Genomic DNA, 26,685 nt, shown 5'->3' on the forward strand with positions numbered 1-26,685 from the left:
ATAAATGCGCGGCACTAAGTTGTCCCAGTTAGGTCAACAGCTTTTTTTCGTTGGTCCGGCAGTTTTGTTTTTTACCTTAATAACGATTATCCCATTTTTGATGGGGATGTATTACTCTTTCACAGATTGGAACGGTGTATCCGGTAATGTAAGTTGGGTCGGATTTCAAAACTTTTCCACTATTTTCTCAAATGACCCTGACTTCTGGTCTTCCTTTTGGTTTACGGTAAGATTTACGGTGTTAGGTGTGATTTTGACTAACGTGGTAGGCTTCTTCTTGGCTTATCTGTTAACTAAACCTTTAAAGACACGTAACATGCTTCGGACCATTTTCTTTATGCCGAACGTGATCGGGGGATTGTTGCTTGGTTTCATCTGGCAATTTATCTTCATCAAAGGGTTCGCCACTATGGGCGACCTTACAGGATGGTCCTTCTTTAATCTTCCTTGGCTCGGTGATGCCACAACAGGATTCTGGGCGATTGTAATGGTCTTTGTTTGGCAGTCTTCCGGTTATCTAATGGTTATCTACATTGCCTCGTTGAGTAACGTATCTAAAGAAGTACTAGAAGCGGCTGATATTGATGGGGCTTCCCGTTGGCAGGTGCTACGCAATATCGTAGTTCCACTAATTATGCCTGCTGTAACTATCGGATTATTCTTGGCCATTTCCTGGTCATTCAAAATGTTTGACCTTAACTTGTCCTTGACGAAGGGCGGACCGTTCAAATCGACGGAATCCGTTGCTATGAATATTTACAATGAAGCCTTCCTGAACAATCGTTACGGGCTGGGTACTGCAAAAGCGCTGCTGTTCTTTGTAATTGTAGCCATCATTACTCTGATTCAGGTCCGTATCACGAAGAGCAAGGAGGTTGAAGCGTAATGAAACCTACAGAAAAAAAGAGATGGAATATTGGCACGGAAGTGATAATGATCCTTCTGGCCCTGCTCTTTCTCTCTCCATTCTATTTCTTGCTCGCAAACTCGGTGAAATCCTTCGGTGAAATTCTGAGTGATGCGGCAAGCTGGCCAAAAGTATTTATGTGGTCGAACTATTCAACCGCCTGGAAATTAGCCCGTTTCGGTGAAGCTTTCCGAAACTCGGTTATTATCACAGTGATCAGTGTTATTCTAATCTCTCTGTTCAGTGCGATGGCATCCTATCGTATGGTTCGGGCGAATACGAAATTCAATCAGTTCTTGCTGCTTATATTTGTAGCGGCAATGGTAGTTCCGTTTCAAACGATCATGATTCCAATTTTGAAGGTCGTAAATGTTATTGGAGTAAACAACTCTTTCCTTGGTTTGATTATCACGAATCTAGGGATTAGTGTTCCGATGGCGATCTTCCTGTTCCACGGCTTTATCAAGTCCGTTCCTCTTGAAATTGAAGAGGCGGCTACAGTAGATGGATGTAATCCTATTACCGTGTTCTTCCGTATTGTGCTTCCTTTGCTGAAGCCAATGGTGATGACAACAATCGTGCTAAACGCACTTGGAATATGGAATGACTATCTGTTGCCATCCTTGATTCTTCAGGCACCAGAGCTTCGGACCATTCCACTGGCGACTTTCTCCTTCTTTGGTCAATACACCAAACAATGGGATATGGCACTTCCGGCTCTCGTAATCGGGGTCGCACCAATTATCATTTTCTACCTGTTTATGCAACGTTACATTGTTGAGGGAATAGCGGCTGGCTCGGTGAAAGGTTAACACCGAGCCCTCCGTTCCAAATATTTTTTAAGCAGTCCACTATTTTAAGGGGGAATATATAATGAAGAAGAAACACTCCGCAGTTGCTCTATCAGCAGTAATGGCAATGAGTTTAGCTCTAACGGCATGTGGTGGTAATAATAACGCTTCTAGTAACTCACAAAATGGAAGCGCTGGCACAAATTCAGGTGAAGTGAAGACCGTAAAGATCTTCCAATTCAAAACTGAAATCGTAGAAGGCCTCAATGAGCTTAAGGTTGAATTCGAAAAAGAATACCCTAACATCAAGCTGGATATCCAAACAGTTGGTGGTGGTGCGGACTACGCAGCAGCATTGAAAACTAAATTCGCTTCCGGCGATGCGCCTGATATTTTCTCCAATGGTGGATATGCAGAAATGGAACTTTGGGGAGACAAGATGGAAGATCTGTCCGACCAACCTTGGGTAAAAGATCTGATTCCTATGGCTGCAGAGCCTATGACTAAAGATGGCAAAGTATACGGTATGGCAATGAACCTTGAGGGTATCGGTATTGTGTATAACAAGGACTTGTTCGCTAAAGCGGGAATCACTGAAACTCCAAAAACATTGTCACAGCTTGAAGAAGCAGCTAAAAAGCTGCAAGCTATCGACGTAACTCCTTTTGGTAATGCATATCAGGAATGGTGGCTGCTAGGTAACCAAGGGATCAGCGTAGCCTTTGCACAACAAGATAATGTAGATGAATTCATCAAAGGTTTGAATGAAGGAACTGGTACAATTGTAGGAAATAAAACGTTTGAAGAGTGGAGCAAGTATCTCAAACTGACTTTACAATACGGACAAAAGAATCCTTTGACCACAGATGCTAACACTCACCTGGCAATGTTCGCAAAAGGCGAAACTGCAATGATGCAAGAAGGTAACTGGGCACAAACTCTTGTTGATAACATCACTCCTGATATGAACATTGGTATGTTCCCTATGCCAATCAATGAAGATGCTGAGAAGAATGACAAAATGACTGTTGGTATCCCTGCGAACCTTGTAGTCAACAAAGAATCCGGTTCTAAAGAAGAAGCAAAAACTTTCTTGAACTGGTTGGTAACTTCCGATATGGGTAAAGAGTATATCGTTAAAAAATGGAAATTCATCCCTGCTTTGTCCACAATCGAAGCAACACCTGAAGACATCGGTATGCTTGGAGCAGACGTATGGAACTATGTAAAAGAAAACAAAGTTTATGGCCTGCAATCCTCCAAATTCCCTGATGGTGTAACGCAAGAATTTGCCAGCGTGATCCAACAGTTCATCGCTGACAAGGTTGACGTTAACGGCTGGATGACTGGTATGCAAGCTGCATGGGACAAGCTTAAAAAATAAGTAAAGCACATTTATAGAGAAGATTTAATGGATATTAGTGGTTAACAGAAGCGCTCTCCGTATACCTCATCAATTTGAGACGGGGAGCGCTTTTTTTGGGAAACAGGGCTGAATATCAAGGGATGGGGAGAAGCGCCAATGAAACGATATGATCATGTTCAGATGGGTGTGGACTATTACCCGGAGCATTGGGATGAATCCATGTGGGAACCAGATATCAAGTTGATGAAAGAAACAGGTGTTAAAGTAGTCCGGGTTGCTGAGTTCGCATGGAGTCGACTGGAGCCAACTGAGGGGAATTACCAGTTCGAGTGGCTGGACCGCGCGCTGAACCTTTTTCATCAATATGATCTGCAGGTTGTGATGGGTACTCCAACAGCTACACCGCCAAGATGGTTAACGACGAAATTTCCAGATGTGCTTCCGGTGTTTGCTAATGGAGAGACCTTTCACCCGGGGGTACGTGGACACCGCTGCTATAACAGCACATCACTGCGTGAGTATGGCAGCCGTATTATTCTGCGTCTTGCCGAGCGTTACAGTGAACACCCGGCCGTCATAGGCTGGCAGACTGATAATGAATTTGGCATGTTGGATTGTCATTGTGACGCTTGTAATACTGCTTTTCGAGCATGGGTACAAGCTAAATACGGAACACTGGATGAGGTCAATGCAGAATGGGGAACCGTAGTTTGGAGCGGGGAGTACAGCGATTGGAATGAGCTTACCGTGCCGCTGGGCGGATCACCTCATCAGAATCCCTCTTTTCTACTGGACTTTCAGCGGTTTCAGTGGGATTCGGTGGTAGCGTTTCAGACGGCGCAGATCAATATTTTGCGTATGATTTGTCCAGAGCATTTCATAACCCATAACTTTCACAGCTATCCGCAGCGTCTCGATATGTACGCAGTGGGTGCAGATCTGGATGTGGCTGCGTTTGATTATTATCCGAATACTTCGCCAACCAAACAAGATACGACGCCTTATAGCGGAGCGCTTTCATTGGACGTAACCCGTGGCATCAAACGTCAAAACTTCTGGATTATGGAGCAGCTGAGTGGATCGCCGGGTTGTTGGATGCCGATGTGGCGAACCCCTTATCCAGGACTGATTCGTGCCTATGCATGGCAGGCGATTGCTAGAGGTGCGGATACGGTTGTTCATTTTCGCTGGAGAAGTGCAATTTCAGGAGCAGAACAATTCTGGCACGGGCTGATTGACCACAGCAATGTTCCGGGACGCAGATTAGCGGAGTTCACGCAGCTATGTCATGAGGTTAATAGGCTGAGCGACAAGCTCCAAGGAACGATGCTGAAAAACGAAGTGGCTATCCTCCATTCCCATGAAGAGAAGGCCGCACTGGATATTCAGCCGCAGGCAGAGGGCTTTGATTATTATGAGAACATTAAGCAGATTCACCGGGCGGTAACCAAGCTTGGCATCGGCTGCGATGTTATCGACCTCAGACAACCGCTTGATGGATATAAAGTAGTGATCGCTCCGAATTTATATTTGCTGGATGAGGAGATCGTACGTAATCTGGAGGATTTTGCCCTCGCTGGCGGGACCTTGCTGATCACCAACCGTAGTGGTGTCAAAAATATAAACAACATCGCACTCATGCAACCGCTGCCCGGGCAGCTGAGCTACTGTACCGGCGTTGAAGTGCTGGAGTATGATCCGATTGGCGCTGAAACACATGCCATCATGGATGCGGAGGGTAACCAATACGAATGTACGCAGTGGTGCGACATCCTCCGGCCGGTAGTGGCCCAGCCGATTGCTTGGTATGGTGATGATTTCTATCGCGGCACACCCGCTGTAACTGTTAATTCCTTCGGTAAAGGTCAGGTTTATTACTTCGGAACTCATGCGGAAGAGAAGTACTGGTCAGTTCTATTAGAGAACCTGGCTAAGGAAAAAGGGTTGTTACGCTTTGAAGGATTGCCAAACGGAGTACAAGCCTCCGTACGGACTGGAAATCAGGGAAGCTTCTTATTCCTGCTTAACCTGAGCCGCGAGTCGGTGATCGTTCCGTTGCCACGAGAATACAGCAGCCTGCTGGATAATAAGATTCGATCGGGAAAGCTCCAGCTCGAGCCGTATGGCGTAGAGGTGTTGGAGATTTGAGTGGTTTTGAGTAAAGAGGTATTGAAGTGGGTTTGGGAGTGTGGCAGGAGAGAGGAAAGTGGAGTGAGGGATGTGTGGAGTAGGGTGAAGTGAAGGTTGGTGAAGATGGAGTGAGGGATGTGTGGAGTAGGGGAAGAGCGGTGTAGGGGAATGTGTGGAGTAGGAATAGTGAAGTAAGTGGAAGTGTGGAGTAAAAAATGAGTGGAATAGGGCATGCAGAAACTTTAACAGAAGCACAACAGAAAATAGTTGCACTTCGTACACTTATTTGAAGTGTTGGAGTGTTTAATTGGTTTTAGTTGCACTTTGTGCAGCTAAAAATCGGCTTATCCCGCTGCAAGGCCATTTTCCGAGAATATAGTTGCACAGAATACACTTATATGGATAATTTCTGCCTTGCAGGCTATTTTAAGTGTACAAAGTGCAATTATTTCGTTTGACTTACTCATACTGAACTGAAGAGAGCTGCACAATGGACTCCATCATGATCAGATTTCCACATGGACTCCAACATGATCAGATTTCCGCATGGGCTCCAACATGATCAGATTTCCACATGAGGTCCATAACATGATCAGATTTCCGCATGGACTCCATCATGATCAGATTTCCACATAGACTCCCATCATGTACAGATCTACACGATCCAGCTCAGAGGTGCCGCACACTCGCAGCCAAATGCACCCAGCCAACGTACCGTACCGCACCGCCCATTTCTACACAATAGTAGCGCATACCATACTCTTACTACGTTCTAGCCGCATATTCCCAGCGAGCAATTTTTCCACAGTGGGCGGGACATTTTTAATGCAGGCGTCTAAATTGCTCCGGCGTAGTCCCGGATTGCTTGCGAAATGTGGCTACATAGTGACTGACATCGCGGAAGCCGACTAGCTGGGAGATAGCTTTTACCGTAAGATCGGGTTGGCTTACGAGCATTTCTTTGCTTTTGCGGATGCGTAAACGTACGAAGTAGGCATAAGGCGAGAGTCCGAAAGTTTGGACGAATAGGTTGTTAAGATAGCGCCCAGATACCCCTAGTTCATCGGCTAGATCGTTCAGTCCGAGATCAGGATCGCCATAATGGCTGTCCATCCATTTTAGCAGTGGCTGCAGCTTATCTACATTGCGGGAAATCGCCGTATTGTTATGAAGCTGGCCATATTTACTCAAAGTAAGCAAAAAACGATAAGCATCTGTGGAGGCGCCGAGACCAAACATATCCTGGTAGGCATCATGACGATCCAGCATTTCCTTCAGCAGATTGGGGAGAGGCGCTTCATTTTCCCAACGGTAAAAAGAATTACTATTCATCCCAAGCGTCTCCAAAATAGATTGTGCCGAATCGCCACCGAACGTTAGATAATAGGTACCCCAGTTTTTAGTGGAGGCCTCATAACGATGGGGTGTATAGGGAAGTAGTAATACGCCGCTGCCTACGGGCAAGGAAAAGGTTTTATTGTCAAAATGGATAATCCCTTCACCTTCTGAGGTCTGAAGCCAATGATACGTGTCATAGCCATCGGGGCGGGATACTTTTTCCTGATCATGATTGTGCCCCATACTGTCTAAAGTGATTGGCAAGTGCTGTCCACCTTCATGGACGAATACGATCCTGCGATGCATGATTTCGGACAATGCTATCCTCTCCTGTTAGTTCTATATTCTTATATGTATGAGATATTATTTTATATTTAAAGGGCAACCTTAACCATTTACAATAGATATATAATTATACTATAAAGGGTGTGCGAAGTGTGATTAACGATAAATTACCTAAAATTTGGTACGGTGGAGATTACAATCCGGAGCAATGGGATGCGCCTGTATGGGCTGAGGATGAACGGATGTTCAAGCTGGCGGGAATTGATGTTGCCACAATTAATGTGTTTTCCTGGGCTTTAATTCAACCTTCCGAAGATACTTATGATTTCTCCTCATTGGATGAATTAATGGATAGACTATATAAAAATGGAACTTATGTATGTCTAGCTACAGGAACAGGAGCGCATCCAGCTTGGATGGCTCACCGATATCCTGAAGTGACACGTGTCGATGTCCAGGGCAGAAAACGTAAGTTCGGTGGACGTCATAACTCCAATCCGAACAGTTCAGTTTACCGCAAGTATGCAGCGAAGCTGGCTGGTAAGCTGGCAGAACGTTACAAGGATCATCCGGCACTGGTAGCTTGGCATATTTCTAATGAATATGGTGGCTATGATTATTCCGAACAGTCCGCTGCTGCCTTCCGTGTCTGGTTGAAGGAGCGTTATGGTTCGCTGGATGCTTTGAACAAGGCTTGGAATACACGCTTTTGGGGACATACGTTTTATGATTGGGAAGAAATTGTGGTGCCAAATGAGCTGAGTGAAGAATGGAACGGTAACCGTACTAACTTCCAAGGGATCTCGTTGGACTATCGCCGTTTTATGTCTTATAGCTTGCTCGAATGTTACAAAATCGAATATGAAGCGATCAAAGAACACAGCACCAACGTACCTGTTACAACGAACCTGATGGGCTTTTATCCGGAGCTGGATTATTTTGAGTGGGCCAAGCATATGGATGTAATTTCTTGGGACAACTATCCTTCACTGGACACACCGGTCAGCTTTACAGCAATGACACATGATCTTATGCGTGGATTAAAAAATGGCCAACCGTTCATGCTGATGGAGCAAACACCGAGCCAGCAGAACTGGCAACCGTACAACTCTTTGAAACGTCCAGGCGTTATGCGCCTATGGAGTTACCAGGCTGTAGCGCGTGGTGCAGATACTGTGTTGTTCTTCCAGCTGCGTCGTTCGATAGGGGCTTGTGAAAAGTATCATGGAGCGGTAATTGAGCATGTGGGTCATGAACACACACGGGTATTCCGTGAATGTGCTGAGCTGGGCAAAGAGCTGGAGCAGCTTGGAGATCAATTACTGGATGCGCGCAGTGCAGCTAAAGTAGGGATCATTTACGATTGGGAAAATCGTTGGGCACTTGATCTATCAAGCGGTCCGTCGGTTGCCTTGGATTACGTGAATGAAGTTCACAAATATTATGATGCGCTGTATCAGCAAAATATCGAAGCCGACATGATCGGGGTTGAAGAGAACCTGTCCAAGTATGAAATTGTTATCGCACCTGTAATGTACATGGTCAAGCCAGGTTTTGCAGAGAAGGTTGAAGCCTTTGTAAAAGCGGGCGGCACATTCATTACGACTTATTTCAGCGGTATTGTTAATGAGAACGACCTTGTAACGGTTGGAGGTTATCCAGGCGAGTTGCGTAAAGTACTTGGAATTTGGGCAGAGGAAATCGATGCATTACTACCAGGTATGAGCAATGAGCTCGTGCTGGATAAAACGTGGGGTAGCTTGAGTGGTTCTTATAAATGTGATCTGCTCTGCGATCTGATCCATGCCGAAGAGGCAGAAGTTTTGGCAGAGTACGGTTCTGATTTCTATAAAGGAATGCCTGCACTGACTGTGAATAAATTTGGCGAAGGTAAAGCTTATTATGTGGCGACTAGCCCAGAAGCTGGATTCCTGCAAGGTTTCCTAGCGAATCTGTGTGCCGAAAAGAACATTCAGCCGCTGGTAACTGCACCGGAAGGTATCGAATCTGTTCAACGTGTGAAGGATGGCGTATCTTATCTGTTCTTGCTGAACCACACCGCTGGTGATTTAAGCGCCGATATTGGGGCAGCTGAGCGTACTGATCTACTGACAGGTAATGTAATCAGTGGTTCAGCTGTTGTGCCGGGTCGCGGAGTATTGATTTTGTCGGATAAAAAATAGTTGAGTCTCGTCTAACCTATATAAATTTGAAATCCCCACTACAAAACGCTTTTATGAAGCTGATCGTAGGTGGGGATTTTTTCTGTTATCTTTTGGTGTTTCAGTCGCTGCTCATTTTGCCTTCAGCCGTACCCATTGGGTTTCCGCTGCTTAAAGTAATGCTCTCCGCCAAAGTGGAATCGGATTTCAGCGTATATTGGATAATGTCATCAGCTTTCAGGTCAGCTAAGCTGATCGTGTTCTCCTGACGCGTGCCATTGTCGGAGGTCACCGTTACAATTTTGGTATCAGCATCAATTGTAATATCTGTGGTTTCCTCGGAGAAGGTTTGCTGCATCCCACCACCCTGTGGTCCACCATCTTGTCCACCGCCGTCAGGGCCACCTCCTTCCGGCATTCCCCCCTCTGGAGGTGTACCGTTATCTGAGCCTTGATCACCTTCGGGTCTTTCCGGTGGAGTACCGGCCTGACCATTTTGCATATCGGCTCCAGCCGTACCTCCAGTGCCTTGTGCGGGCGGGGAAGGCATTTCTGACGTATAGATTGTAATCGTGTTGTCGCTAATACTCTTAATCTTGCCGAAATTCATGGACATGTCGGGTCTGCCGTTTTGTTGATTGTCGTTTCCTTGAGATTGCTGTGCCTCAGTGTTATCTGCGGGTGCCGTGTTCGCTTGGTTATTGGCAACTGCTGTTCCTTCGGCCTCCGAATTCGTGCTGCAGCCAGCTAATAATAAAGAACCAAGTAGACTTCCTGAGATCATAATCGGGATTAATTTTTTCATTTATTTTCTCTCCTTAATAGTTTTAGATAGATTAGGAGGAATATATCAGATGGTTCTGAAAGGTTGCTTAAGATCAGCTGAAAGTTTGCCTAAAGAAATAGATCAAGGAAATGCTATATAATAATCATATAAGTGGGATAAAACTCTACAAAGGTAAGTCATGGTAAGACATAACCAACGTTCAGGAAAGAGGCAGTACATGAAGAATTTACTCGTAACAGGCTACCGTGCGCATGAGCTCGGTATTTTTGACAATAAACATCCGGGAATTCCTTATATCAAAAAGGCGCTGTCTAACAGATTAAAGCCGCTAATTGAAGAAGGCGTCGAATGGATTATTACCCCTGGCCAGTATGGTGTCGATCTTTGGGCTTGTGAGGTGGTATGTGAACTCAAGACTCAATATCCTGAATTGAAATTGGGGATCATTACGGCGCATACTGGACAGGAAGAGAAGTGGAAGGAAGAGAAGCAGGAGGAATACCGACGTATTATTGCGGGTGCGGACTTTTGCAGGGCGGTCAGTAATGCCCCTTATGACGGCAGCTGGCAGTTCAGGGCCAGAGATGACTTGTTGTTCCGCAAAAGTGACGGGATATTGCTCTTTTATGATGAGGATGCGGCGGAAGGCAGCCCGAAGTTTTTTAAAGAACGAGCGCTGAAGCTGCATGCAGAGGGGGACTACGAGCTGTTTCTTATTCATTCTGATGAGATTCAAAATATTGCCGATGAAGAAAATCAGCGAGATTATGAATAAAGCTACGAACGAAGACATCGCGAAATAAAAAAGCCCGAATCGGCATTGGGAAATCACCGTTACGGGCTTTAGTTTCTATTTGAACGAGAGGTGGAGAATAGGATGAGTGAGGTCAATCAAGCAGATATTTGTTATGTTATTTTGCTTAGCCCGACGAATCAAGACCGTAGAGACATGGAGATTATTCGTGGTCATGTTAAACATTTACAAGAGCTGGACCGCAAAGGACAATTAGTGCTGTGTGGTCCCTTTAGTGATTGTCCTGGCGGCATGGTTATTGTAAGAGCGAACTCACGCGAAGAAGCCGTTCTCCTTGCCGAAAAAGATCCTTACGTGCTGTCTGGCATTCGTAGCTATGAAGTGCGTACATGGAGTCTGTCCCATGAGGGAAACAGGCATTTAGGTATTGTTCCACTCCATGAATAGGTTTAATCAAATGAAGCTTTTTAGCGAAGGCGCTTTTCGCACCTTGTAATGCTGCTCATAAGCATAGGCTAGCTTGATAAGCGTGGGCTCCTGATAAGCTTTTGCTGAGAAGGTTACACCAAAGGGAGCACCGGCCGACGTGTACCCAGAAGGAACGACGAGGGACGGATATCCTGCTCTGGAAGTAATTCTGGCGCCAAAATCGGCAGGGAACAGCAGGGCATCCAGATTGTATTCTTTCATAGTGGCATCGATGCCTTCTTCCTTGCACAGCTTCAGGTCAGTCGCACGATGGCGTAAATATTGAGCTTCGCTTTGTGTGCCGGAGGAGGTATATTCCGCATCTATTAACGTAGCTTGACCAAATCTCAAAGTCTCCACAGGGTGTGCATGATTAAAATCAATAATATCCTTCAAGGTTCGCATAGGTGCTCCGGGGCCCAAATGAGATAAATAAGCATTCAGTGCTGTTTTGAATTCGTTTAATACCACCGAAGAGTAACTAATTTCGCGGGCGGTTTTAATATCCGCGGGATCAATGATGGTTGCTCCAAGCTCTCTCATCCTGTTGACGGAAGCGTTGAACAAGGCAAGCTGCTCATCTGTTAGCTCCTCAAAATAATAATCACGTGGTATCCCAATTCTAGCTCCCTGCAAACCATTCGGATCAAGGAATACAGTATAATCCCCGTGGACTTTACCTGTATTTGTTCCCATCGCTGCATCGTGCTGATCATTGCCCAGCATGGCGTTTAGCAGCAACACGGCATCATGAACGGTTCTAGCCATAGGCCCTGCGGTGTCTTGTGTATTGGAGAGCGGCAGGATTCCTGAACGGCTGAGCAGCCCCACGGTTGGCTTAATGCCGATGATGGAGCCCAAATTACCGGGATTAAGAATCGATCCTGAAGTTTCTGTGCCAACAGAGACCGTACAGAAATTACAAGCGACAGCTACTGCTGAACCAGCACTAGAGCCGCCGGTTGGCGTAGAAATATTGTAGGGGTTAAGGACTTGCCCGCCGCGGGAGCTGTAACCGGAGGGCATGCCGTTCGTCATAAAATTGGCGAATTCGGTCATATTGGCTTTACCCATAATAATGGCTCCGGCTTCACGCAGCTTGGTAACTATAAACGCATCTTCCCCGGCAAAAGAATTCGCCAAAGCCAGCGAACCCGCACTTGTATGCATTTTGTCCCCAGTATTGATGTTATCTTTCAACAACACAGGTATCCCGTGCAGGGGGCCGCGAGGGCCATTAATTGCCCGTTCCACATCCAGAGATTCTGCGATAAACAACGCATCAGGATTAATCTCCAGTACAGAGTTAATCGTCAGGCCGTTTTTGTCGTGATCAGCAATGCGTTCATAATACATGAGAACTAGTTGTTTTGACGTAATTTCTCCGGCTTCTAATGCAGCTTGGATGTCCGGTATGGTGGCCTCTACGATTTCAAAACTCATATGCGTTCACGCTTCTTTCCCTCTAGGATATGGCTTCTCCTTCATCTAACCATAATTTGGGTGTAGTTGGTAGTTTTCTTTTTAGACTTACATTTTGATTGGCCATTTGATATATTCAGGTGTGCAATGTAATACTTTATTTTTCTAGATTAGGAGCTAAATTAAGAACATGAAAAACCACAACTTTGCTTCAAAAATTATCACTTTTTTTGTGGTGATGATAAGTTTTGCTATTTTATCTTCAAGTCAAGCCTTTGCGGACGACAGTGATCTCAAATGTTATTTGGACGGTAAGCAATTACATTTTAATGTAAGTCCTATCCTAAAAGATGGAGTTACATATGTACCCATGCGGTCGATATTTGAAGCTTTAGGCGCAACTATAAAATGGGATAATCATGCGAAGTCGGTCTCAGCGGTTAAAGGGGATATTAACATTTTTTATCTGGTCAAGGAAGGAAGAGTAATTGTAAACGCCAAAGAGCATGAGCAAGTCTTAAAGGGTATCAATTTTCAAAATAATACACTCGTCCCTCTAAGATTTATTAGCGAAGTGTTGGGTAGTAGTGTCACTTGGGATGAAGGTGCAAAATCTATTTACATAACCTCACCAGTTGCCGAGGAGAAGCTTATTGCTCCGGTTAACAGAACAATTTCAGTAGGAAGTCAAGAGCAATCAAAATCGTTATCAGATGAGAGAAACAGGTTTGTTATAAACGTAAAGCACTACGGAATTAAAAATAATCAGTTGTATAGCTTGCTCGAATTTTCTAACATGGATAATAAAGACATCTCAATAAATTTTAAGTCTGGTGATCAAAAAATCATAAAGACGTTCTCAAAGGAAAAGGATCCCATGCCGACTCTGAAAATTGAAAATTGTACGGAAGTAACCCATAAAGTAGTTATCGATAATATTGGCGGGAATATATATAAAATCCCGGAATTTTCAGTTAATCAGGCGTGTGTCAGTTCCAACCAATCCCAACAAGATGCGCTTGATGTATGGCGGAACAACAATTCCGGCCTCTCGGAATTAGGCAGTAACCTCGTGTCTGTCCGTAAATATATTCAGGATCAGACGGGTGGGCTGCAAAACTTTGTGATCCCAGCCAATAAAGCTGAACAGCTGATCTTGGTCGCCCCAGTTGGAGGGAAGGATAGGTTGGTTGTGGAGGGCAGTTATTTTGTAGGAGGTCTATCGAATAAGACTATAGAATTCCAACTAGATTATGAAGTGGTTTCCGAGCTCGATTTGGGTATTTATAGTTACATATATACGGAACCTGTATATTAAGGATCGTTTTATTAGAAAAGAGGTGTCCGAACGGCCAAAACAAATGGCTGCTCAGACACCTCTTTTGTTGTGAGTGTGTAGATTAAAGTCTGACAATTACTCCTGTGCTGCTGTAAATCCCTCTTCCGCTAAATATTCTTTAGCTTCCTCAAGCGTTTCAAACGCCATCTCCAGATTGAGGTCGGCATAGACATACCATAAATCATCCTCAAGCTTTAGGGTTAGGGTTTGGCCCTCATCATTAGTCCAGAGTGTATCGGCAGTTGCCGCAGCCTTTTTCTTTCTTTTGCTGGCTACAGGAGCATCAGGAATGTAAATAGACAGTGAGGTGATGGAGGCATCCAGCAAACTCCGCAGCTCGGATTCCGAGTAGTCGCGAATATTCACGAAGCCCTTATCGTCTGTCTCGTAGCCCCGCAGTAAGCCTGCGAACACATAGCCATTACCATTTGGATGCAGGTGAAAAGCCACGGTTTTCTTATCATGCTGGCTTTCCTCGTAGTGATAGTTCACGCGCCCAAGGGATACGTTTTTGCGTTCCAGCTGGGGGTAAGAGTCGAGAATCGCTAATTTTTGTTCAAAAGTAAGCATATACAGCCTCCGGTTTTCGGTGTGATTGTGCACATGATTATACCATGTCGATGGATCGCAGACTATTTTTTTAGTCATCAAGCGGCAGAGACAGCACGAAGGTGCAGCCTTTGTCTGAGTGCGCCTCAAGCACGAGGCTTCCATTCATAGATTCGGCCAACAGACGGCTGAAGGTTAGGCCGAGTCCTAGACCACGCAGTGTGCTCTGCTTGTCGCTGCCCCGGAAGAAGGCTTCGAAGACATGCTCACTATGATTGGATGAGATGCCAAGCCCATTATCTTGAACACGGATTTCGGCAAAGCCATGACCTTGCTGCTCCAGCAGTTCTATCGTAAGCTGCACCCTTCGATCAGGAGCTTTGGCTTGTACGCTGTTATTAAGTAGATTGACGATAATCTGCTGGATACGAAGGGAGTCCCCACGCAAAAACAAGGGATTGATCGGCATATGGAGCACGGGTTCAGCAACTTCTTCCGCCTGTGTCAGCTTCCATTGATATACGATTTCGGATATCAGGGGTACGGCATCCAGTCGGTCGTGACGAACGGAAACCATTCCTGCAGTCAGGGCATTGTAATCCAGAAGGTCGGCTACCATTCGCTGCAACCGCCCAGCCTCCAGCAGGGCAATATCCAGAAATTCCACAGCTTCATCACCTTCAACGACCCCTTCGCGGACGGCATGCACCAGGCCTTTAATAGAAGTTACGGGTGTTTTCAACTCATGGGAGACTCCGGCCAGCATTACGGCTCGAGACTGCTCAAATTGCTGTAACTTGCCTGCCATCTCTTCAAAAGACATCATCAGCTCATGAATTTCCCGCTCTTTAGCATCCTTATCTAGAACGATATCATAACGGCCATGGCTGATTTGAGCCGCTGCCTCGACTACCTTCTGAATGGGTTTTGCCAGTTTACGAGATAAGAGGTAAATGGTTAGCCAACTTAAGATGATTAGAAACAGCAGCAGTATGGAGAAAAATATGATCTCCTCCTGTGGAATATGCCGCAGCGATTTTTTGGATTGCAGAACAATAACCTGTCCCAGCGTTTCGTCATTCGAATTTATGGGAGCCACAGCAGCTTTAAACTCCGGACTGCGGGAGTCGTTCAGGCTATCATTAAGCTTATATCTCATTTCCTTGTCAGTTAGAGGTGGCAGGGAGAATAGCATTTGACCTTGTTGATCGGTAATGATCACGCACATCTCTATGGTTAACTTGAAAAACCGTTTCCGGTCTTCGATCAGCTTTTCGAGATTTTGGCTGATTTCAATGGAGCCTTCCATATTTAAGCTGCGATCTGCAATCTCCTGTGCCAAAAGCCCCGCAGTCTGCAGACGATTGCTCATAGCCTCCTGACGGATCCACCATAATGTAGCTAAAGCTGTGAGGAGCAGGCCTACACTAATAATGAGCAGATAACGTATCGTCCAGTAAGAAAGGATAGAGGTGCGTTTGGCGTTGTTTCTCTTTAAGTTGTCCATAATTGATATCCCGTCCCCCTTAGGGTACGGATTTCCCCCTCACTAGTAGGCCAGTGCGACAACGCTTGGCGTAGTCTTTTGATCGACAAATCTACCGCCCGGTCGCTTCCTTCATAATCCATTTCCCATACAAATTCTATTAATTGCTCACGCGTACAAATCTGATTAGGCCTTTCAGCGAGAAATAACAGCACTGACATATCCCGAGGACTAAGACTCAGCTCAGCCCCATTCAAAAAGACAGCACGTGCTGTGAAGTCGATAAACAAACTGCCATAATGCCGTTTGCGGCTGCCATCTGACCACTGCGAGGGACGGCGTAAGACAGCGTTCACGCGTGCCACCACTTCCTCGGGAATAAAAGGTTTAGACATATAATCATCCGCACCACCGTCGAGGCCGGCTAGCCGGTCATTGATCCCATCTCTTGCCGTCAGCATGATCACAGGGCAGCTGCTTTTTTCACGGATGAGCTTAAGCAGTTCAAAGCCGTCCATGTTTGGCAGCATGATGTCTAGTAATACTAATGAAGGAGGAGATATAGCAAAAGACTCCAGCGCAGCGCGTCCATCGGCTACACGGGTGACTTGAAAGCCTGCTTTTTTCAGATAAGCACTGAGGACCCTAGAGATGGCTTCTTCATCTTCTACAACAAGAATGGATTTCGTCAAATTGGAGTACCTCCAGTCCATAAAATTTACGACAAGTTTAACACATCATAGCCCGTTCTGCTCTGACTTCTTCCCGACATATTGCTTTGTTAGAATGAGGGACGAGCTTGAAAGCATACAGAAATTATGAATATTGGAGGGAACAGGATGAAGAGAAAAAGAATAGCCTTGATCGCTGCAGGAGTTATTATCGTAGGAGTAGTCACAGGTTATACATTACTGGATAAATCGCTGGGCAATAATGTAGAGATCGAGTCCGTGATTCCAAATCAAGCAACAGCAGCAGGTGCTGGAGAGACAACAAATAACACTGGAGCATCAGCAGGGGTGGCGGTCACAGCCGAACAATTAAACGGGGATTGGACCCTTGCGGAGACCTCTAAAGTCTATTGGTCAGTGACGACCTCTAAAGAAACAGTAAACTTCGTAGACAACAAAGTTCAGGGTACCTGGAAGGTAAATATAGAGGATTCTACTTCGATGGCCGGGGAAGGGACAGTGGATATGAGCGCTCTGGATTCTGGCAATAGCCAACGGGACGAGCATGTAAAAGGAGAGGATTTTCTATCCGTTACGGAATTTCCACAATCCACGTTTGTAGTGAAGGCATTTTCGGAGCTGCCGGCAGAATGGACTGAAGGAGCAACTGTGCCTGTTGAAATGCAGGGGACGCTTACCGTAAAAGGAGTAGAAAAGGACGTCACCTTTCAGTCGCAAGCGGCGTATAGCGGGGGACAGTTGATGTTGTCGGGAACGACAACAGTAGCCTTTTCTGACTTTGGTCTAAGCAATCCCCACACCGTTGTGCTGGATACAGAAAATAATCTTGAGGTTCGCTTGGAGCTTGTGCTGACAAAATAGTAGCTCTTCCGTAAGGATAACGCTGCTGTGAATTTTATAGAGAGACTGTACTGAAGAGATTTTCCCAGGCCGTGTTGGCGTTTGGGAGAGTCTCTTTGGTTTGGAATGAATTGTATGTTTTAATAGTAGTATCTGTCGAATAACTAGCAATAGTGGAGGTGTTCTTTATGATCAAGGTGGCGGCAGCAATTATACATAATGTAGAAGGGCAGATTCTTATTGCCCGGCGGCGGCAAGGTAAATCGCAGGCAGGTCTGTGGGAATTTCCTGGTGGCAAAATAGAGCAGGATGAGAGCATCGCAGAGTGTCTGCAAAGAGAGCTTCAGGAAGAGATGGGCATCACAATCCTTCCCTATGAGAGCTTTGGCATAAACGAGCATAACTATGGAGAGATAAAGATCCAATTGATTGCTTGGAAAGCGCGGTATCAGGGAGGTGTAATTGATCTGGTGGATCACGACGAACATAGGTGGGTGCTTCCGGCTGAGCTGGGTCAGTTCATGTTTGCTCCGGCAGATCTTCCTTTTGTAGAACGTCTACTGATGGAATCAAAGCCGGATTGAAGGGAGATAGAATATAATATAGAAGAAAGGAAGAGCTTAAATGCCTGTATATGAAAAGCTAGTGCGTGACGGCATCCCCGATTTGATAGCTTCTCAAGGGAAAGATTTTAACACAAGGATATTAGAGTCCAAAGAATACATAACTGAACTACGTAAAAAATTGCAAGAAGAGTCGGAGGAATATTTTCAGGCAGCAAGTGATGAAGAAGCTTTGGAGGAGCTTGCCGATATGCTGGAAGTGATTCAGGCTCTGGCGGAGACACATGGGAGCAATAGCATGGAGCTGGAGAAGCAACGTGCAGAGAAAGCTAAACGTCGCGGTGGATTTAAGAAGGGGATATATCTGATTGAAGTGGAAGGAGAATAACGGGGAGATTATTTTTCCGCACAAGGAGGGTAAAACGTTGTTCAAAACCAAACTGACGATGATCTTAAGCAGTGTGGTGGCCTTGATTCCTGTAGCTATTTATTTATTCCTTTATTCCAAAATGCCGGATACCGTCCCGATTCATTATGATGGGAACATGGCTGATCGATTTGTAAGTAAAGCTAGTCTGGAGGTTATTTTGCAAAGCGGGCTGGGTTGTTTGGGATTCATAATCATGAAGCTTTTACAGTTCCTTTTGCAAAAAGCGTTTATTCAAAGCTCTAACGAGCACTCAGCGGCCTTGAGCAAGATCTGGAATATTGCTATTTTGGTGGTGACGGTGGTGTTTGCTGGCATCAGTTCCTATACATTCATTAGAATGGTCTGATAGAATTAAAGAGACTTAGCAGAAGGATTAGGAGGAACATGCAAATGAAAATGGACAACGCTTACAAGGTGAGATGGGGAATTATTAGCACAGGCTGGATTGCTCATCAATTTGTTACTGATTTGGCGCATGCCAGTAATGGTGTGGCTTATGCCGTTGGGTCAAGATCTCAGGAAAGTGCCGATGAATTTGCTAAAAATCATGGGATTCCGCATGCCTATGCAACCTATGAGGAATTGCTGAATGACCCAAATGTAGACGCGGTATATATTGGAACGCCGCATCCTTTTCACAAAGAAAATGCTTTAATGGCGCTGCGTGCAGGCAAAGCTGTCCTGTGTGAGAAACCTTTTACCGTAAACAGCGGTGAATTGGAAGAAGTTGTGGCCTATGCTAGAGCGCATAAGTTATTCCTGATGGAGGCGATGTGGAGTCGCTACATCCCGGCGATTGTAAAGGTTAGAGAATGGATTGCTGAGGGCAAGATCGGTGATGTTCGTTTGGTGAAGGCAGACCTAGGGTTTCGTACCGACTGGAACCCGGAAGGCAGATTGCTGAATCCGAAGCTGGGCGGGGGTGCGCTGCTGGATGTGGGGATTTATCCGGTTTCTTTTGCCTCCATGGTGTTTGGACCTCATCCTGAGTCTATTTCCAGCACAGTGCACATAGGTGAGACTGGAGTGGACGAGCATTTCTCGATGCTGCTGTCATATGGTAACGGGAAAACCGCTTCGTTGAACGGTGGTATTCGTCTTAACATGTTGGAGGAAGCGCATGTGTTTGGCACAGAAGGCCGTATTATTGTAGAGGGTACATTAGTGAACCCGAAATCGGCTGCGCTTTATATAGGAGATGAGAAGGTAGAGAGCTTTGTGGATGACCGTGCTTCTATTGGATATTGTTTTGAAGCGGAGGAAGTAGGACGGTGTCTTCAGGCAGGGCTTACAGAGAGTCCGGTGATGACATTGGATGAATCGTTAGCGATTCTGAAACTGCTGGATCAAGTGCGTGCACAGTGGGGGCTTAAATACCCTGGAGAGTAATTAAAATATAAATTAAACACCCCTCGGTGTAGTGCTGCACAAGTAGCTCCGAGGGGTGTTGTTATATTAACTAAGCTGCGCTAGTTCTGATTATTGGCGTTTTTGCCTGCCTGAACCCAGCCGGCCACTTCAACGGTACGCTTCGCTTGATGAAAAACAGCGTCACGGATCCGATCCTGATCTTCGATCATTTTACCGTCTCCATCTACGCTGACACTTGTTCCGTAAGGGTTGCCTCCCGCACCGAATGTGACTGGATCAGTATAACCGGGTGCTGCAACAATTGCTCCCCAGTGATACATCGAGGTGTAGAGTGCCAAAATCGTAGCTTCTTGTCCACCATGCGGGTTCTGTGCTGAGCTCATGGCGCTGACGACTTTGTTTACTGTTAGTCCTTTGCCCCAAATGCCACCGGTTGTATCAATGAACTGCTTCATCTGGGAAGCAATGTTACCGTAACGGGTTGGGGAACTGAAAATAATCGCATCTGCTTCGACTATATCGTCGGGTGTGGCGACTGGGATATCTTTTGTTTCTTCAGCTAGGGCCTTCATGGCTGGATTTGCGGCGATTTTATCCTCGGGGACCAGTTCCTGCACCTTCAGCAGTTTTACCTCAGCTCCTGCTTTTTCTGCGCTTTCCGCGGCCCATTGTGCTAGCTGGTAGTTAGTTCCTGTGGCACTGTAGTAGATGACAGCTAATTTGATTTTTGACATGCTGTAGTCATTCCCTTCGAGTGTAGTTCCATACTATTAATTACCCTAATGGTGTCTTTATAACCCAGACTGAAATCAATCTATTCGAACTGGACAGACAGGTGTCCACTTTGCCTGTGTATACTAAGTTCAATCACAGGAAATGAGGGAGAATGATGAATACTTATTTTGTAGAGAAAGCAAAAATGACCTTGGCTGGGGTTAGCATACGCACAACTAATGAAGTGGAAATGGGACCTGATGGTGGTTTGCCGCAGCTGTGGGAAACTTATTTTCAGAGTAATATTGCGGGGCAGGTAGCTACGGTAAATTCTGAGTATATCTATGCGTTGTATACGGATTATGAGAGTGATGCGAGCGGAGCGTATACCGTTGTGATCGGGCATGAAGTAGCTGAGGAGAGACATTTAGAGGGAAACCAGCTAGAGGAAAACGGTCTAGAGGAAAGCGAGCTAGAGGAAAGCGAACTAGAGGAAAACGAGCTAGAGAAAAGCGAGCTAGAGAAAAACGAGCTAGAGAAAAACGAGCTAGAGAAAAACCAACTAGAGGAAAGTCAACTAGTGGAAAACCAACTAGAGGAAAACCGACTGGAGGAAAGCCAGTTCACCTATGCGGTTGTACCGGAGAGCAAATACATGGTTTTTACGACGAAAAAAGGTCCGGTATTTGAAGTGGTCGCGCAAGCGTGGGGGGAGATTTGGGCGTACTTTAAGGAGTCTAGGGAGGCAAGAACTTACACGGGGGATTTTGAGATTTATGATTCGCGAAATTTTGATCCTGCTGACACGCAGGTTGAGATTTATATTGCGATTGAATAGATTAGGGGAAAGATGCTTTTGTGTGCTTAGTGGGTTAAGTGCTTGAAAAGTTTTATTTTATAGGAAATTGTTTAAAGGGAAGTATTTTAGAGGGAAAAAGGGGTTTAAGGGAGTTGCTTCTGATAGTAGTACCAAGCAACTTTCGAGAGAAAGGGGGCTGCCGAGAGGTAGTCCCTTTTTCCGTTGGCGTAGCGGATACCGCGATGAAGGGGTACTTGACGGTAGAAGAGAATATAAACAAATTAAAAGAATACATACCCCTGAAAAGAATATATACATCAGTAAAAATAATGGATAACGACTTTTCATCTCATCTGGGGATGTGTTGTTAATCCTTGATGAGGCTTGCATTTAGGCAGACGGGGGGAGACATAAGAGAAGCCCTAGAGTATATATACTTAACTAATGTGTCTGCGGAAAATTGTACGGTAAAAATCCCGTAGATTTGCTGGATTAGGCAGAAATGGCGGGGATGTACGGTATAAATCCCGCAGAATAGCTGGATTGAGACAAAGTGGCAGGAATGAACGGTATAAATCCCGTAGATTTGCTGGATTGGGCAGAAGTGGAGGGAATGAACGGGAAATATCCCGCAGAATAGCTGGATTGAGATAAAGTGGCAGGAATGAACGGTATAAATCCCGTAGATTTGCTGGATTGGGCAGAAGTAGAGGGAATGAACGGGAAATATCCCGTAGATTTGCTGGGTTGAGCCAAAATGGCAGGAATGAACGGTAGAAATCCCGTAGAATCGCAGGGTTAGGCGTAGGTAGCAGAGATGTACGGTAAAAATGCTCTACATCAGCTGCATAGCGTCGAATTAGTTAGAAATAAGAGCAAAAATGCTCTACATTAGCCGCAAACGCCGCTCGGACCTAGTCAAAGTTAGTTTGGTAGGGGAGCTAGTGGTACTGGTATTGTTAATGGAGTTAATGCGCTTATGGAACTGATCTAGTTGGTGAAACTAACGAGTTGATAGAGCTTGTGTAACTTTGTAACAGCTGGAGTTGGTGAAGTTAGTTAGTTAAACTAATGTGGTTGATAGAGCTACTCTAGTGGGAGAAACTAACGAAGTTGTTAGAGCTGAAGTAACTGGTGGAGTTGATGTAGTTGGCAAAGCTAGTTAGTTAAGCTAATGTGGTTGATGGAGCTGAAGTGATTGGTGAAGCTGATGCAGTTCATGTAGTTCATGTAGTTCATGTAGTTCATGTAGTTCATGTAGTTCATGTAGTTCGTTGAGTCGGCGGATCTGATGGAGTTGAGTAGAGATGCCCGATTAGCCAGCACACCAATATACAGAAATGGAGAATGCCAAATGGGAAAACAATTTACCGCTATACTACCAATACATGAAGAGTTTATTCTTCGGCAGCACCTTTTTTTCGTAGGGTCGGCGCCGCTTTCAGAAGATGGGCATGTTAACCTTTCGCCGAAGGGGCATGATTGTTTTCGGATTTTGTCTCCTAATCAGGTGGCCTATCTAGACATGACTGGCAGCGGTAATGAGACGAGCGCGCATCTGCTGGAAAACGGAAGAGTGACGGTTATGTTTTGTGCGTTTGAGGGGACGCCTAACATTTTAAGACTGTATGGAACAGGGGCTGTGATTTTGCCTGAATCAGCAGAATGGGAAGCACTGTCCCCTATGTTTACATCTCTGCCTGGAGCCAGACAGATCATTTTGATAGATGTTCATAAAGTACAGACTTCCTGCGGATTTTCGGTTCCATTCATGAATTATGCGGGTGAGCGAGATACGTTGCAGCGTTGGTCTATCCAAAAGGGCGAGGCAGGTCTGAGAGAATATAGAGGAGAGAAGAACACTAAGAGTATAGACGGGCTACCCACACCTCTTGGACAAAAACTGACTAGACAGGATCTCCCATACTCATGACCAATAGAAGGAACGTACAACCCATAGGATTGTTCACCCAAGACGCTAGAAGCTTTCCGCGACTTTCAAGGTAGTTCACCCAAGTTGCTAAAGTTTCCCGCAACTCTCAAGGACGTTCACCCAAGTTGCTAAAGTTTCCCGCGACTTTCAAGGACGTTCACCCAAGTTGCTAAAGTTTCCCGCAACTCTCAAGGTCGTTCACCCAAGTCACTAGAAGCTTCCCGCGACTCTCAAGGTAGTTTCCCGCAACTCTCAAGGTCCTTCATCCAAGTCGCTAGAAGGTTCTCACTACTCCCAGGGTCGTTCACCTAAGTCGTCAGAAGGTGACACCCTACACTCAGAGTTATTCACACAACCCGCTAAACTTATCTCACTACTCATCATGGTCGTTCACTTGTCGACATAGGTTATGCCACCGTCACTATATTGAATCTCACCCACCACACTACTAACTTCACATATTCATAATAAGTAATCCCGTAATCCCGTAATCCCGTCTCCTGCATCCCATAATCTCTACCGCCCAAAGCTCATGCTACCCACGGATTCCACTATAAACACAGGAACATATTGCTCGCCTATGTCTGTTCCAACAAGCTCATATCCATTCTGATATTGGCCACTAACTAACGCGTTACCTGTAACGGAACCCACTTCTCCTTGGAGAAAAATATAAATCCCATCCGAGTAAGCAAGACTATTACCGAAGTTATCCACGACGATTTCACCATGAAAAGAGACCTTTTCAAAAGGATGAGTGGTCAGATCCGCAGCTGAGATTACAGCATACTCCTGAACAATCTCCGCGAATTGATAGATGCCATCTACTTTACGGTAAAGTGCCGTTTGCCCGTCAACACCGTCTCCAAGATCCGCATTAGGCACGAAAATAGAGTCATCGGACTGCAGTTCATAACTATCGCCAGCTATTGAAAATAACTGCGAAATACCATTCGATTTCATCTCATATGCTGTGAAAAGGGTGCGTCCACCTTCAACCTCAGATTGGGCTAAAATTACAGGTATACCTGAAGAGGTTGCCAACTGTTCATTAAAAGTAAGACTGCGCAGACTCTCGAAGCGTGGCAAGCTGTTTCCGGTTAATGTGACCACATTGTCGTCGTTATTCATCGCAGCATAATAGAGCACGCCACTGTTATCCGTCCCGGCGACGATCACTTTTGTGCCCGATAGTCCTTTGCGGGAGATGACGTTGTCGTATTTGTTTTGCTCTTCACCGCCAGGAAGGAGGCGAACAGGCTCAGCGATATTCCAGGCTAGCCTAGCAGCGGCAATGTTTGTCGAAGTATCCTCTAGCGGAGCAAGCTCTCCGTATAATTGTATCGCCTCAGCATATTGACCTTTAGTAGTCAGACGTTTGGCATTTTTTAGTAGCTTAGTCTTACTAGTATCGATCAAAGTCAGCACCTTGGATGAAGTGACACCTGCCGATCCTGCAAAATTACGATAAGCTACAGCATGCCCAGCAAAAGCTGTGATATTGTCACCTTCGAGATCTTTGTTCAAGATGATCTTCCCGCTGCTTTCTGCTTGTTGAAGTACCCAAGGAGCTTCGTAATTATGCTGGCTATAAGCACTCATCAGGGACAGGGTGCTTTCCAGCATGCCGGTAAAGTTTCCTGCTCCTGCTAAGGATTTTAATATAGCTGTATCATGGCTTATAAACTTTGAGGCTAGTAAATCCTCTTTGGAAGCTGCACTTCCATAATAAGCATCAGGAATCTGCAAAAGATTCCATTTGAAGTTCTCTTCATTACTCACCCCTCCGCTCTGGTTCTGGGCAAGCTCGGCAAGGAACTGCTCCTTAAACTGACGGAAATAAGAGGTGAACTGGTCTGAAATGCCTGAGGCCGACGATAACTGGCGATAATAGGATTCATAGGGGCCGTCTGGCTTCATATATGTAGCTTTTAAACTGAGCAGAGCTTGATAGCTCTTCATAAATCCGGCAAAATCCATAGTCGCTGCTTCCTCCTTAGTAGAGGCTACCAAAACATTCAGAACTTTGCGGATATCTGTGATTGGAGCTAATTCATCCAGACGCTTTGCGACTCTTTCTTCCAGGTAATGAATAGAATGGTTGGCCGCTGCTTGGCGGTACTGATTCTCTGCATTAATCAGATCCCCAGCAGCGTAGAGACGGTCGGCTTCTTTGGTGATTTGTATTTTATCTGCGATGAGAAAAATCTTCTGTCCAAGCAGCACAAGCATGCATATACACAAAATGATCATAAAGTTTCGCAGGGTTATTAATTGTTTGAACGTCATATAGAGTAGCCTCTTTTTTCAAAATATAAGAAAGCCTAAGAAAGTATAAGTTTTACAGTATACATCATCCTTATATTTCTGTGAGAAACGGTTGGTTATCATCAATAAGGGTGATGTTTGCTTTATATTGGCTCATCTTAGCTTTCAGGTCTATTGGACCTCCGGGTCCCAGCGATATTTGGCTTCACGAATGTCAGCTACCCTGAGGTCTAAGCCGTTCCAAGGTTCATGGGGATTCGCAGCAATGAGTTTGGACAACCGCATAAAACGGTCTTTGGGCAGATCTTGCACGTATCGGCCAATCATATTGGAGTAGAGCAGGGCATAACGCTTCATTCTTACCGCCGCTCCCGCAACGCTCGTAAGGATGGTTAAGCCGTTAGCCATCTGGCGGATCTCCACTTCATAGTTCTTCACGTAGCGTAGTGTGCGATCCTTAATGAGATCGGGACGGACTTTAGCGATCTCGCCGATATATTCGGCTAGCAGTGGTTCGAAGTCTTTTAGAAGAAGCTGCTCCAGTTCTAGATCCATATCCTTGCGGAGTAAAAATCCATGCAGCAAAGCCACTCGCTGCCGCGCGATCCGGTCGCCGCGAAGCAGGATGGAGAGCTCGCGCAGCTTCTCATAGGCAAGAACATCATCCTCACGGAGTACGGAGACAGCTTCCTGACGGTTGACCTCCAGCCCTTCCTTGATGATGCCGATCCCACGACCAAGCAGCTCATTGAGAGAACGAAGATTCTCGTTCTGCCTTACTTTTCGCTGCGTATAGTACAATAGTCCAGCAAGCACAAGACCCCCGGCACCACACAATATCATTTGTTGGATGCTATTTCCAAAATAGACAGAGGCTAGTGTGAGCAGTAAGATGAATAGTAGACGGGTATGCATCTTCCGTCTGGCTAGTGATGCTGCGTGCTGCTCTACAGCAATAAGTGAGGCTCTGCCACATTTGCTACAGCGGTCTTCGCCAAGAGCGGTATACCGTCCGCAGTGGCGACAGATGCGCAGCTTGTCATAAGCGTAACGAGGGGCCTTAAAGGGCCGGAAGGTAACGGGTCTTTTCTTATTCACGGCCTTTATCGCCTCCGTTCAAAGCGGCTAGCAGTCGATCGTTAATATCATCACGTGTCAGTGGTTTGCGCTGATGTGCGGCATAAATGGAAATCTGAATTACGGCAATTAGGAACGTAATCCCAAGAATGACGTATGAAATCATGGAACAATCCTTTCTCATGGACGCTCTGCAGTCCAGATGGCTTTTAGA

At 45.6% G+C, this 26,685-nt stretch carries 25 protein-coding genes; 15 read left to right on the top strand and 10 right to left on the bottom strand.

Annotated elements, in window-relative coordinates; all coding sequences use genetic code 11:
- Positions 1 to 4: 4 nt before the first annotated feature.
- The 4 genes from NYE35_RS04665 (at position 5) to NYE35_RS04680 (ending at position 5,212) form a co-directional block, all read left to right on the top strand.
- Positions 5 to 886: a carbohydrate ABC transporter permease gene (locus tag NYE35_RS04665; protein ID WP_036680772.1), complete on the top strand. Its 882-nt coding sequence runs from the start codon at positions 5 to 7 to the stop codon at positions 884 to 886.
- Positions 886 to 1,719: a carbohydrate ABC transporter permease gene (locus NYE35_RS04670; RefSeq protein WP_036680774.1), complete on the top strand. Its 834-nt coding sequence runs from the start codon at positions 886 to 888 to the stop codon at positions 1,717 to 1,719. Before NYE35_RS04665 ends, NYE35_RS04670 begins: the two co-directional genes overlap by 1 nt.
- A 61-nt stretch (positions 1,720 to 1,780) precedes the next feature.
- The gene (locus tag NYE35_RS04675) at positions 1,781 to 3,082 is read left to right on the top strand and encodes an ABC transporter substrate-binding protein (RefSeq protein WP_094902687.1); all 1,302 of its coding nucleotides are present in this window, start codon (positions 1,781 to 1,783) and stop codon (positions 3,080 to 3,082) included.
- A 138-nt stretch (positions 3,083 to 3,220) separates the two neighbouring features.
- The gene (locus tag NYE35_RS04680; protein WP_076099538.1) at positions 3,221 to 5,212 is read left to right on the top strand and encodes a beta-galactosidase; all 1,992 of its coding nucleotides are present in this window, start codon (positions 3,221 to 3,223) and stop codon (positions 5,210 to 5,212) included.
- 804 nt (positions 5,213 to 6,016) lie between these two features.
- Here NYE35_RS04680 and NYE35_RS04685 read toward each other — a convergent pair.
- A complete protein-coding gene (locus NYE35_RS04685) occupies positions 6,017 to 6,850 on the bottom strand; it encodes an AraC family transcriptional regulator (protein ID WP_235219448.1) in 834 nt (277 codons plus the stop codon).
- 119 nt (positions 6,851 to 6,969) lie between these two features.
- Between NYE35_RS04685 and NYE35_RS04690 the strand changes: the two genes are divergently transcribed.
- Positions 6,970 to 9,000: a beta-galactosidase gene (locus NYE35_RS04690; RefSeq protein WP_076099539.1), complete on the top strand. Its 2,031-nt coding sequence runs from the start codon at positions 6,970 to 6,972 to the stop codon at positions 8,998 to 9,000.
- A 100-nt stretch (positions 9,001 to 9,100) separates the two neighbouring features.
- On the opposite strand, the gene NYE35_RS04695 is transcribed toward NYE35_RS04690, so the two are convergent.
- Positions 9,101 to 9,784, bottom strand: coding sequence for a hypothetical protein (locus tag NYE35_RS04695; RefSeq protein ID WP_076099540.1), 684 nt, complete (start codon positions 9,782 to 9,784; stop codon positions 9,101 to 9,103).
- A gap of 199 nt (positions 9,785 to 9,983) precedes the next feature.
- On the opposite strand from NYE35_RS04695, the gene NYE35_RS04700 reads away from it, so the two are divergent.
- Positions 9,984 to 10,541: a DUF1273 domain-containing protein gene (locus tag NYE35_RS04700; RefSeq protein WP_036680784.1), complete on the top strand. Its 558-nt coding sequence runs from the start codon at positions 9,984 to 9,986 to the stop codon at positions 10,539 to 10,541.
- Between the two features lie 102 nt (positions 10,542 to 10,643).
- The gene (locus tag NYE35_RS04705) at positions 10,644 to 10,967 is read left to right on the top strand and encodes a YciI family protein (protein WP_081382497.1); all 324 of its coding nucleotides are present in this window, start codon (positions 10,644 to 10,646) and stop codon (positions 10,965 to 10,967) included.
- 6 nt (positions 10,968 to 10,973) lie between these two features.
- On the opposite strand, the gene NYE35_RS04710 is transcribed toward NYE35_RS04705, so the two are convergent.
- A complete protein-coding gene (locus tag NYE35_RS04710; protein ID WP_094902695.1) occupies positions 10,974 to 12,431 on the bottom strand; it encodes an amidase family protein in 1,458 nt (485 codons plus the stop codon).
- A 169-nt stretch (positions 12,432 to 12,600) separates the two neighbouring features.
- On the opposite strand from NYE35_RS04710, the gene NYE35_RS04715 reads away from it, so the two are divergent.
- Complete coding sequence (locus tag NYE35_RS04715; RefSeq protein WP_076099542.1) at positions 12,601 to 13,728, top strand: copper amine oxidase N-terminal domain-containing protein; 1,128 nt, start codon at positions 12,601 to 12,603, stop codon at positions 13,726 to 13,728.
- Between the two features lie 96 nt (positions 13,729 to 13,824).
- Here the strand turns inward: NYE35_RS04715 and NYE35_RS04720 are convergent, their stop codons facing one another.
- From NYE35_RS04720 to NYE35_RS04730, 3 genes are all read right to left on the bottom strand, one after another.
- A complete protein-coding gene (locus NYE35_RS04720) occupies positions 13,825 to 14,319 on the bottom strand; it encodes a hypothetical protein (RefSeq protein WP_076099543.1) in 495 nt (164 codons plus the stop codon).
- 70 nt (positions 14,320 to 14,389) lie between these two features.
- Positions 14,390 to 15,805, bottom strand: a complete 1,416-nt coding sequence (locus tag NYE35_RS04725) for a HAMP domain-containing sensor histidine kinase (RefSeq protein WP_076099544.1) — start codon at positions 15,803 to 15,805, stop codon at positions 14,390 to 14,392.
- Positions 15,793 to 16,476, bottom strand: coding sequence for a response regulator transcription factor (locus tag NYE35_RS04730; RefSeq protein WP_232061150.1), 684 nt, complete (start codon positions 16,474 to 16,476; stop codon positions 15,793 to 15,795). The genes NYE35_RS04725 and NYE35_RS04730 overlap by 13 nt, the downstream gene beginning before the upstream one ends.
- Before the next feature lie 147 nt (positions 16,477 to 16,623).
- Here NYE35_RS04730 and NYE35_RS04735 point away from each other — a divergent pair, with 147 nt between their 5' ends.
- From NYE35_RS04735 to NYE35_RS04755, 5 genes are all read left to right on the top strand, one after another.
- Positions 16,624 to 17,337 (top strand): YceI family protein, encoded by a 714-nt coding sequence (locus NYE35_RS04735; protein WP_076099545.1) that lies wholly within the window; start codon positions 16,624 to 16,626, stop codon positions 17,335 to 17,337.
- A 167-nt stretch (positions 17,338 to 17,504) separates the two neighbouring features.
- Positions 17,505 to 17,900, top strand: coding sequence for a (deoxy)nucleoside triphosphate pyrophosphohydrolase (locus tag NYE35_RS04740; protein WP_036680800.1), 396 nt, complete (start codon positions 17,505 to 17,507; stop codon positions 17,898 to 17,900).
- A gap of 40 nt (positions 17,901 to 17,940) precedes the next feature.
- A complete protein-coding gene (locus NYE35_RS04745; RefSeq protein ID WP_036680802.1) occupies positions 17,941 to 18,267 on the top strand; it encodes a nucleoside triphosphate pyrophosphohydrolase in 327 nt (108 codons plus the stop codon).
- A 37-nt stretch (positions 18,268 to 18,304) separates the two neighbouring features.
- Positions 18,305 to 18,655 carry a DUF1648 domain-containing protein gene (locus tag NYE35_RS04750; protein ID WP_081387265.1) on the top strand — a complete coding sequence of 117 codons (351 nt, stop codon included), beginning with the start codon at positions 18,305 to 18,307 and terminating at the stop codon, positions 18,653 to 18,655.
- A 44-nt stretch (positions 18,656 to 18,699) separates the two neighbouring features.
- Positions 18,700 to 19,698, top strand: coding sequence for a Gfo/Idh/MocA family protein (locus NYE35_RS04755; RefSeq protein ID WP_080742404.1), 999 nt, complete (start codon positions 18,700 to 18,702; stop codon positions 19,696 to 19,698).
- Between the two features lie 80 nt (positions 19,699 to 19,778).
- Here the strand turns inward: NYE35_RS04755 and wrbA are convergent, their stop codons facing one another.
- Complete coding sequence (wrbA, locus tag NYE35_RS04760; protein WP_036680804.1) at positions 19,779 to 20,414, bottom strand: NAD(P)H:quinone oxidoreductase type IV; 636 nt, start codon at positions 20,412 to 20,414, stop codon at positions 19,779 to 19,781.
- Between the two features lie 152 nt (positions 20,415 to 20,566).
- Here wrbA and NYE35_RS04765 point away from each other — a divergent pair, with 152 nt between their 5' ends.
- Together NYE35_RS04765 and NYE35_RS04770 are read left to right on the top strand one after the other, a co-directional pair.
- Positions 20,567 to 21,232, top strand: a complete 666-nt coding sequence (locus tag NYE35_RS04765) for a GyrI-like domain-containing protein (protein ID WP_341120265.1) — start codon at positions 20,567 to 20,569, stop codon at positions 21,230 to 21,232.
- A 1,315-nt stretch (positions 21,233 to 22,547) separates the two neighbouring features.
- Complete coding sequence (locus NYE35_RS04770; protein WP_038568865.1) at positions 22,548 to 23,126, top strand: pyridoxamine 5'-phosphate oxidase family protein; 579 nt, start codon at positions 22,548 to 22,550, stop codon at positions 23,124 to 23,126.
- A gap of 516 nt (positions 23,127 to 23,642) precedes the next feature.
- On the opposite strand, the gene NYE35_RS04775 is transcribed toward NYE35_RS04770, so the two are convergent.
- The 3 genes from NYE35_RS04775 to NYE35_RS04785 all read right to left on the bottom strand — a co-directional run bounded on the left by NYE35_RS04775 (position 23,643) and on the right by NYE35_RS04785 (position 26,637).
- A complete protein-coding gene (locus NYE35_RS04775) occupies positions 23,643 to 25,415 on the bottom strand; it encodes a hypothetical protein (RefSeq protein ID WP_341120267.1) in 1,773 nt (590 codons plus the stop codon).
- A 150-nt stretch (positions 25,416 to 25,565) separates the two neighbouring features.
- The gene (locus tag NYE35_RS04780) at positions 25,566 to 26,492 is read right to left on the bottom strand and encodes a hypothetical protein (RefSeq protein ID WP_036680808.1); all 927 of its coding nucleotides are present in this window, start codon (positions 26,490 to 26,492) and stop codon (positions 25,566 to 25,568) included.
- A complete protein-coding gene (locus tag NYE35_RS04785) occupies positions 26,485 to 26,637 on the bottom strand; it encodes a hypothetical protein (RefSeq protein WP_155986556.1) in 153 nt (50 codons plus the stop codon). The genes NYE35_RS04780 and NYE35_RS04785 overlap by 8 nt, the downstream gene beginning before the upstream one ends.
- Positions 26,638 to 26,685: the final 48 nt, after the last annotated feature.

The organism is Paenibacillus sp. FSL L8-0494, assembly GCF_038003695.1.
Lineage (GTDB): Bacteria > Bacillota > Bacilli > Paenibacillales > Paenibacillaceae > Paenibacillus_AQ > Paenibacillus_AQ odorifer.

Bases quoted from the DNA above. Each gene is read 5' to 3' on its own strand.
- NYE35_RS04665 (WP_036680772.1), top strand. From the start codon at position 5: ATGCGCGGCACTAAGTTGTCCCAGTTAGGTCAACAGCTTTTTTTCGTT.
- NYE35_RS04670 (WP_036680774.1), top strand. From the start codon at position 886: ATGAAACCTACAGAAAAAAAGAGATGGAATATTGGCACGGAAGTGATA.
- NYE35_RS04675 (WP_094902687.1), top strand. From the start codon at position 1,781: ATGAAGAAGAAACACTCCGCAGTTGCTCTATCAGCAGTAATGGCAATG.
- NYE35_RS04680 (WP_076099538.1), top strand. From the start codon at position 3,221: ATGAAACGATATGATCATGTTCAGATGGGTGTGGACTATTACCCGGAG.
- NYE35_RS04695 (WP_076099540.1), bottom strand. From the start codon at position 9,784: ATGAAAAAATTAATCCCGATTATGATCTCAGGAAGTCTACTTGGTTCT.
- NYE35_RS04700 (WP_036680784.1), top strand. From the start codon at position 9,984: ATGAAGAATTTACTCGTAACAGGCTACCGTGCGCATGAGCTCGGTATT.
- NYE35_RS04705 (WP_081382497.1), top strand. From the start codon at position 10,644: ATGAGTGAGGTCAATCAAGCAGATATTTGTTATGTTATTTTGCTTAGC.
- NYE35_RS04710 (WP_094902695.1), bottom strand. From the start codon at position 12,431: ATGAGTTTTGAAATCGTAGAGGCCACCATACCGGACATCCAAGCTGCA.
- NYE35_RS04715 (WP_076099542.1), top strand. From the start codon at position 12,601: ATGAAAAACCACAACTTTGCTTCAAAAATTATCACTTTTTTTGTGGTG.
- NYE35_RS04720 (WP_076099543.1), bottom strand. From the start codon at position 14,319: ATGCTTACTTTTGAACAAAAATTAGCGATTCTCGACTCTTACCCCCAG.
- NYE35_RS04725 (WP_076099544.1), bottom strand. From the start codon at position 15,805: ATGGACAACTTAAAGAGAAACAACGCCAAACGCACCTCTATCCTTTCT.
- NYE35_RS04735 (WP_076099545.1), top strand. From the start codon at position 16,624: ATGAAGAGAAAAAGAATAGCCTTGATCGCTGCAGGAGTTATTATCGTA.
- NYE35_RS04740 (WP_036680800.1), top strand. From the start codon at position 17,505: ATGATCAAGGTGGCGGCAGCAATTATACATAATGTAGAAGGGCAGATT.
- NYE35_RS04745 (WP_036680802.1), top strand. From the start codon at position 17,941: ATGCCTGTATATGAAAAGCTAGTGCGTGACGGCATCCCCGATTTGATA.
- NYE35_RS04755 (WP_080742404.1), top strand. From the start codon at position 18,700: ATGAAAATGGACAACGCTTACAAGGTGAGATGGGGAATTATTAGCACA.
- wrbA (WP_036680804.1), bottom strand. From the start codon at position 20,414: ATGTCAAAAATCAAATTAGCTGTCATCTACTACAGTGCCACAGGAACT.
- NYE35_RS04765 (WP_341120265.1), top strand. From the start codon at position 20,567: ATGATGAATACTTATTTTGTAGAGAAAGCAAAAATGACCTTGGCTGGG.
- NYE35_RS04770 (WP_038568865.1), top strand. From the start codon at position 22,548: ATGGGAAAACAATTTACCGCTATACTACCAATACATGAAGAGTTTATT.
- NYE35_RS04775 (WP_341120267.1), bottom strand. From the start codon at position 25,415: ATGACGTTCAAACAATTAATAACCCTGCGAAACTTTATGATCATTTTG.
- NYE35_RS04785 (WP_155986556.1), bottom strand. From the start codon at position 26,637: ATGATTTCATACGTCATTCTTGGGATTACGTTCCTAATTGCCGTAATT.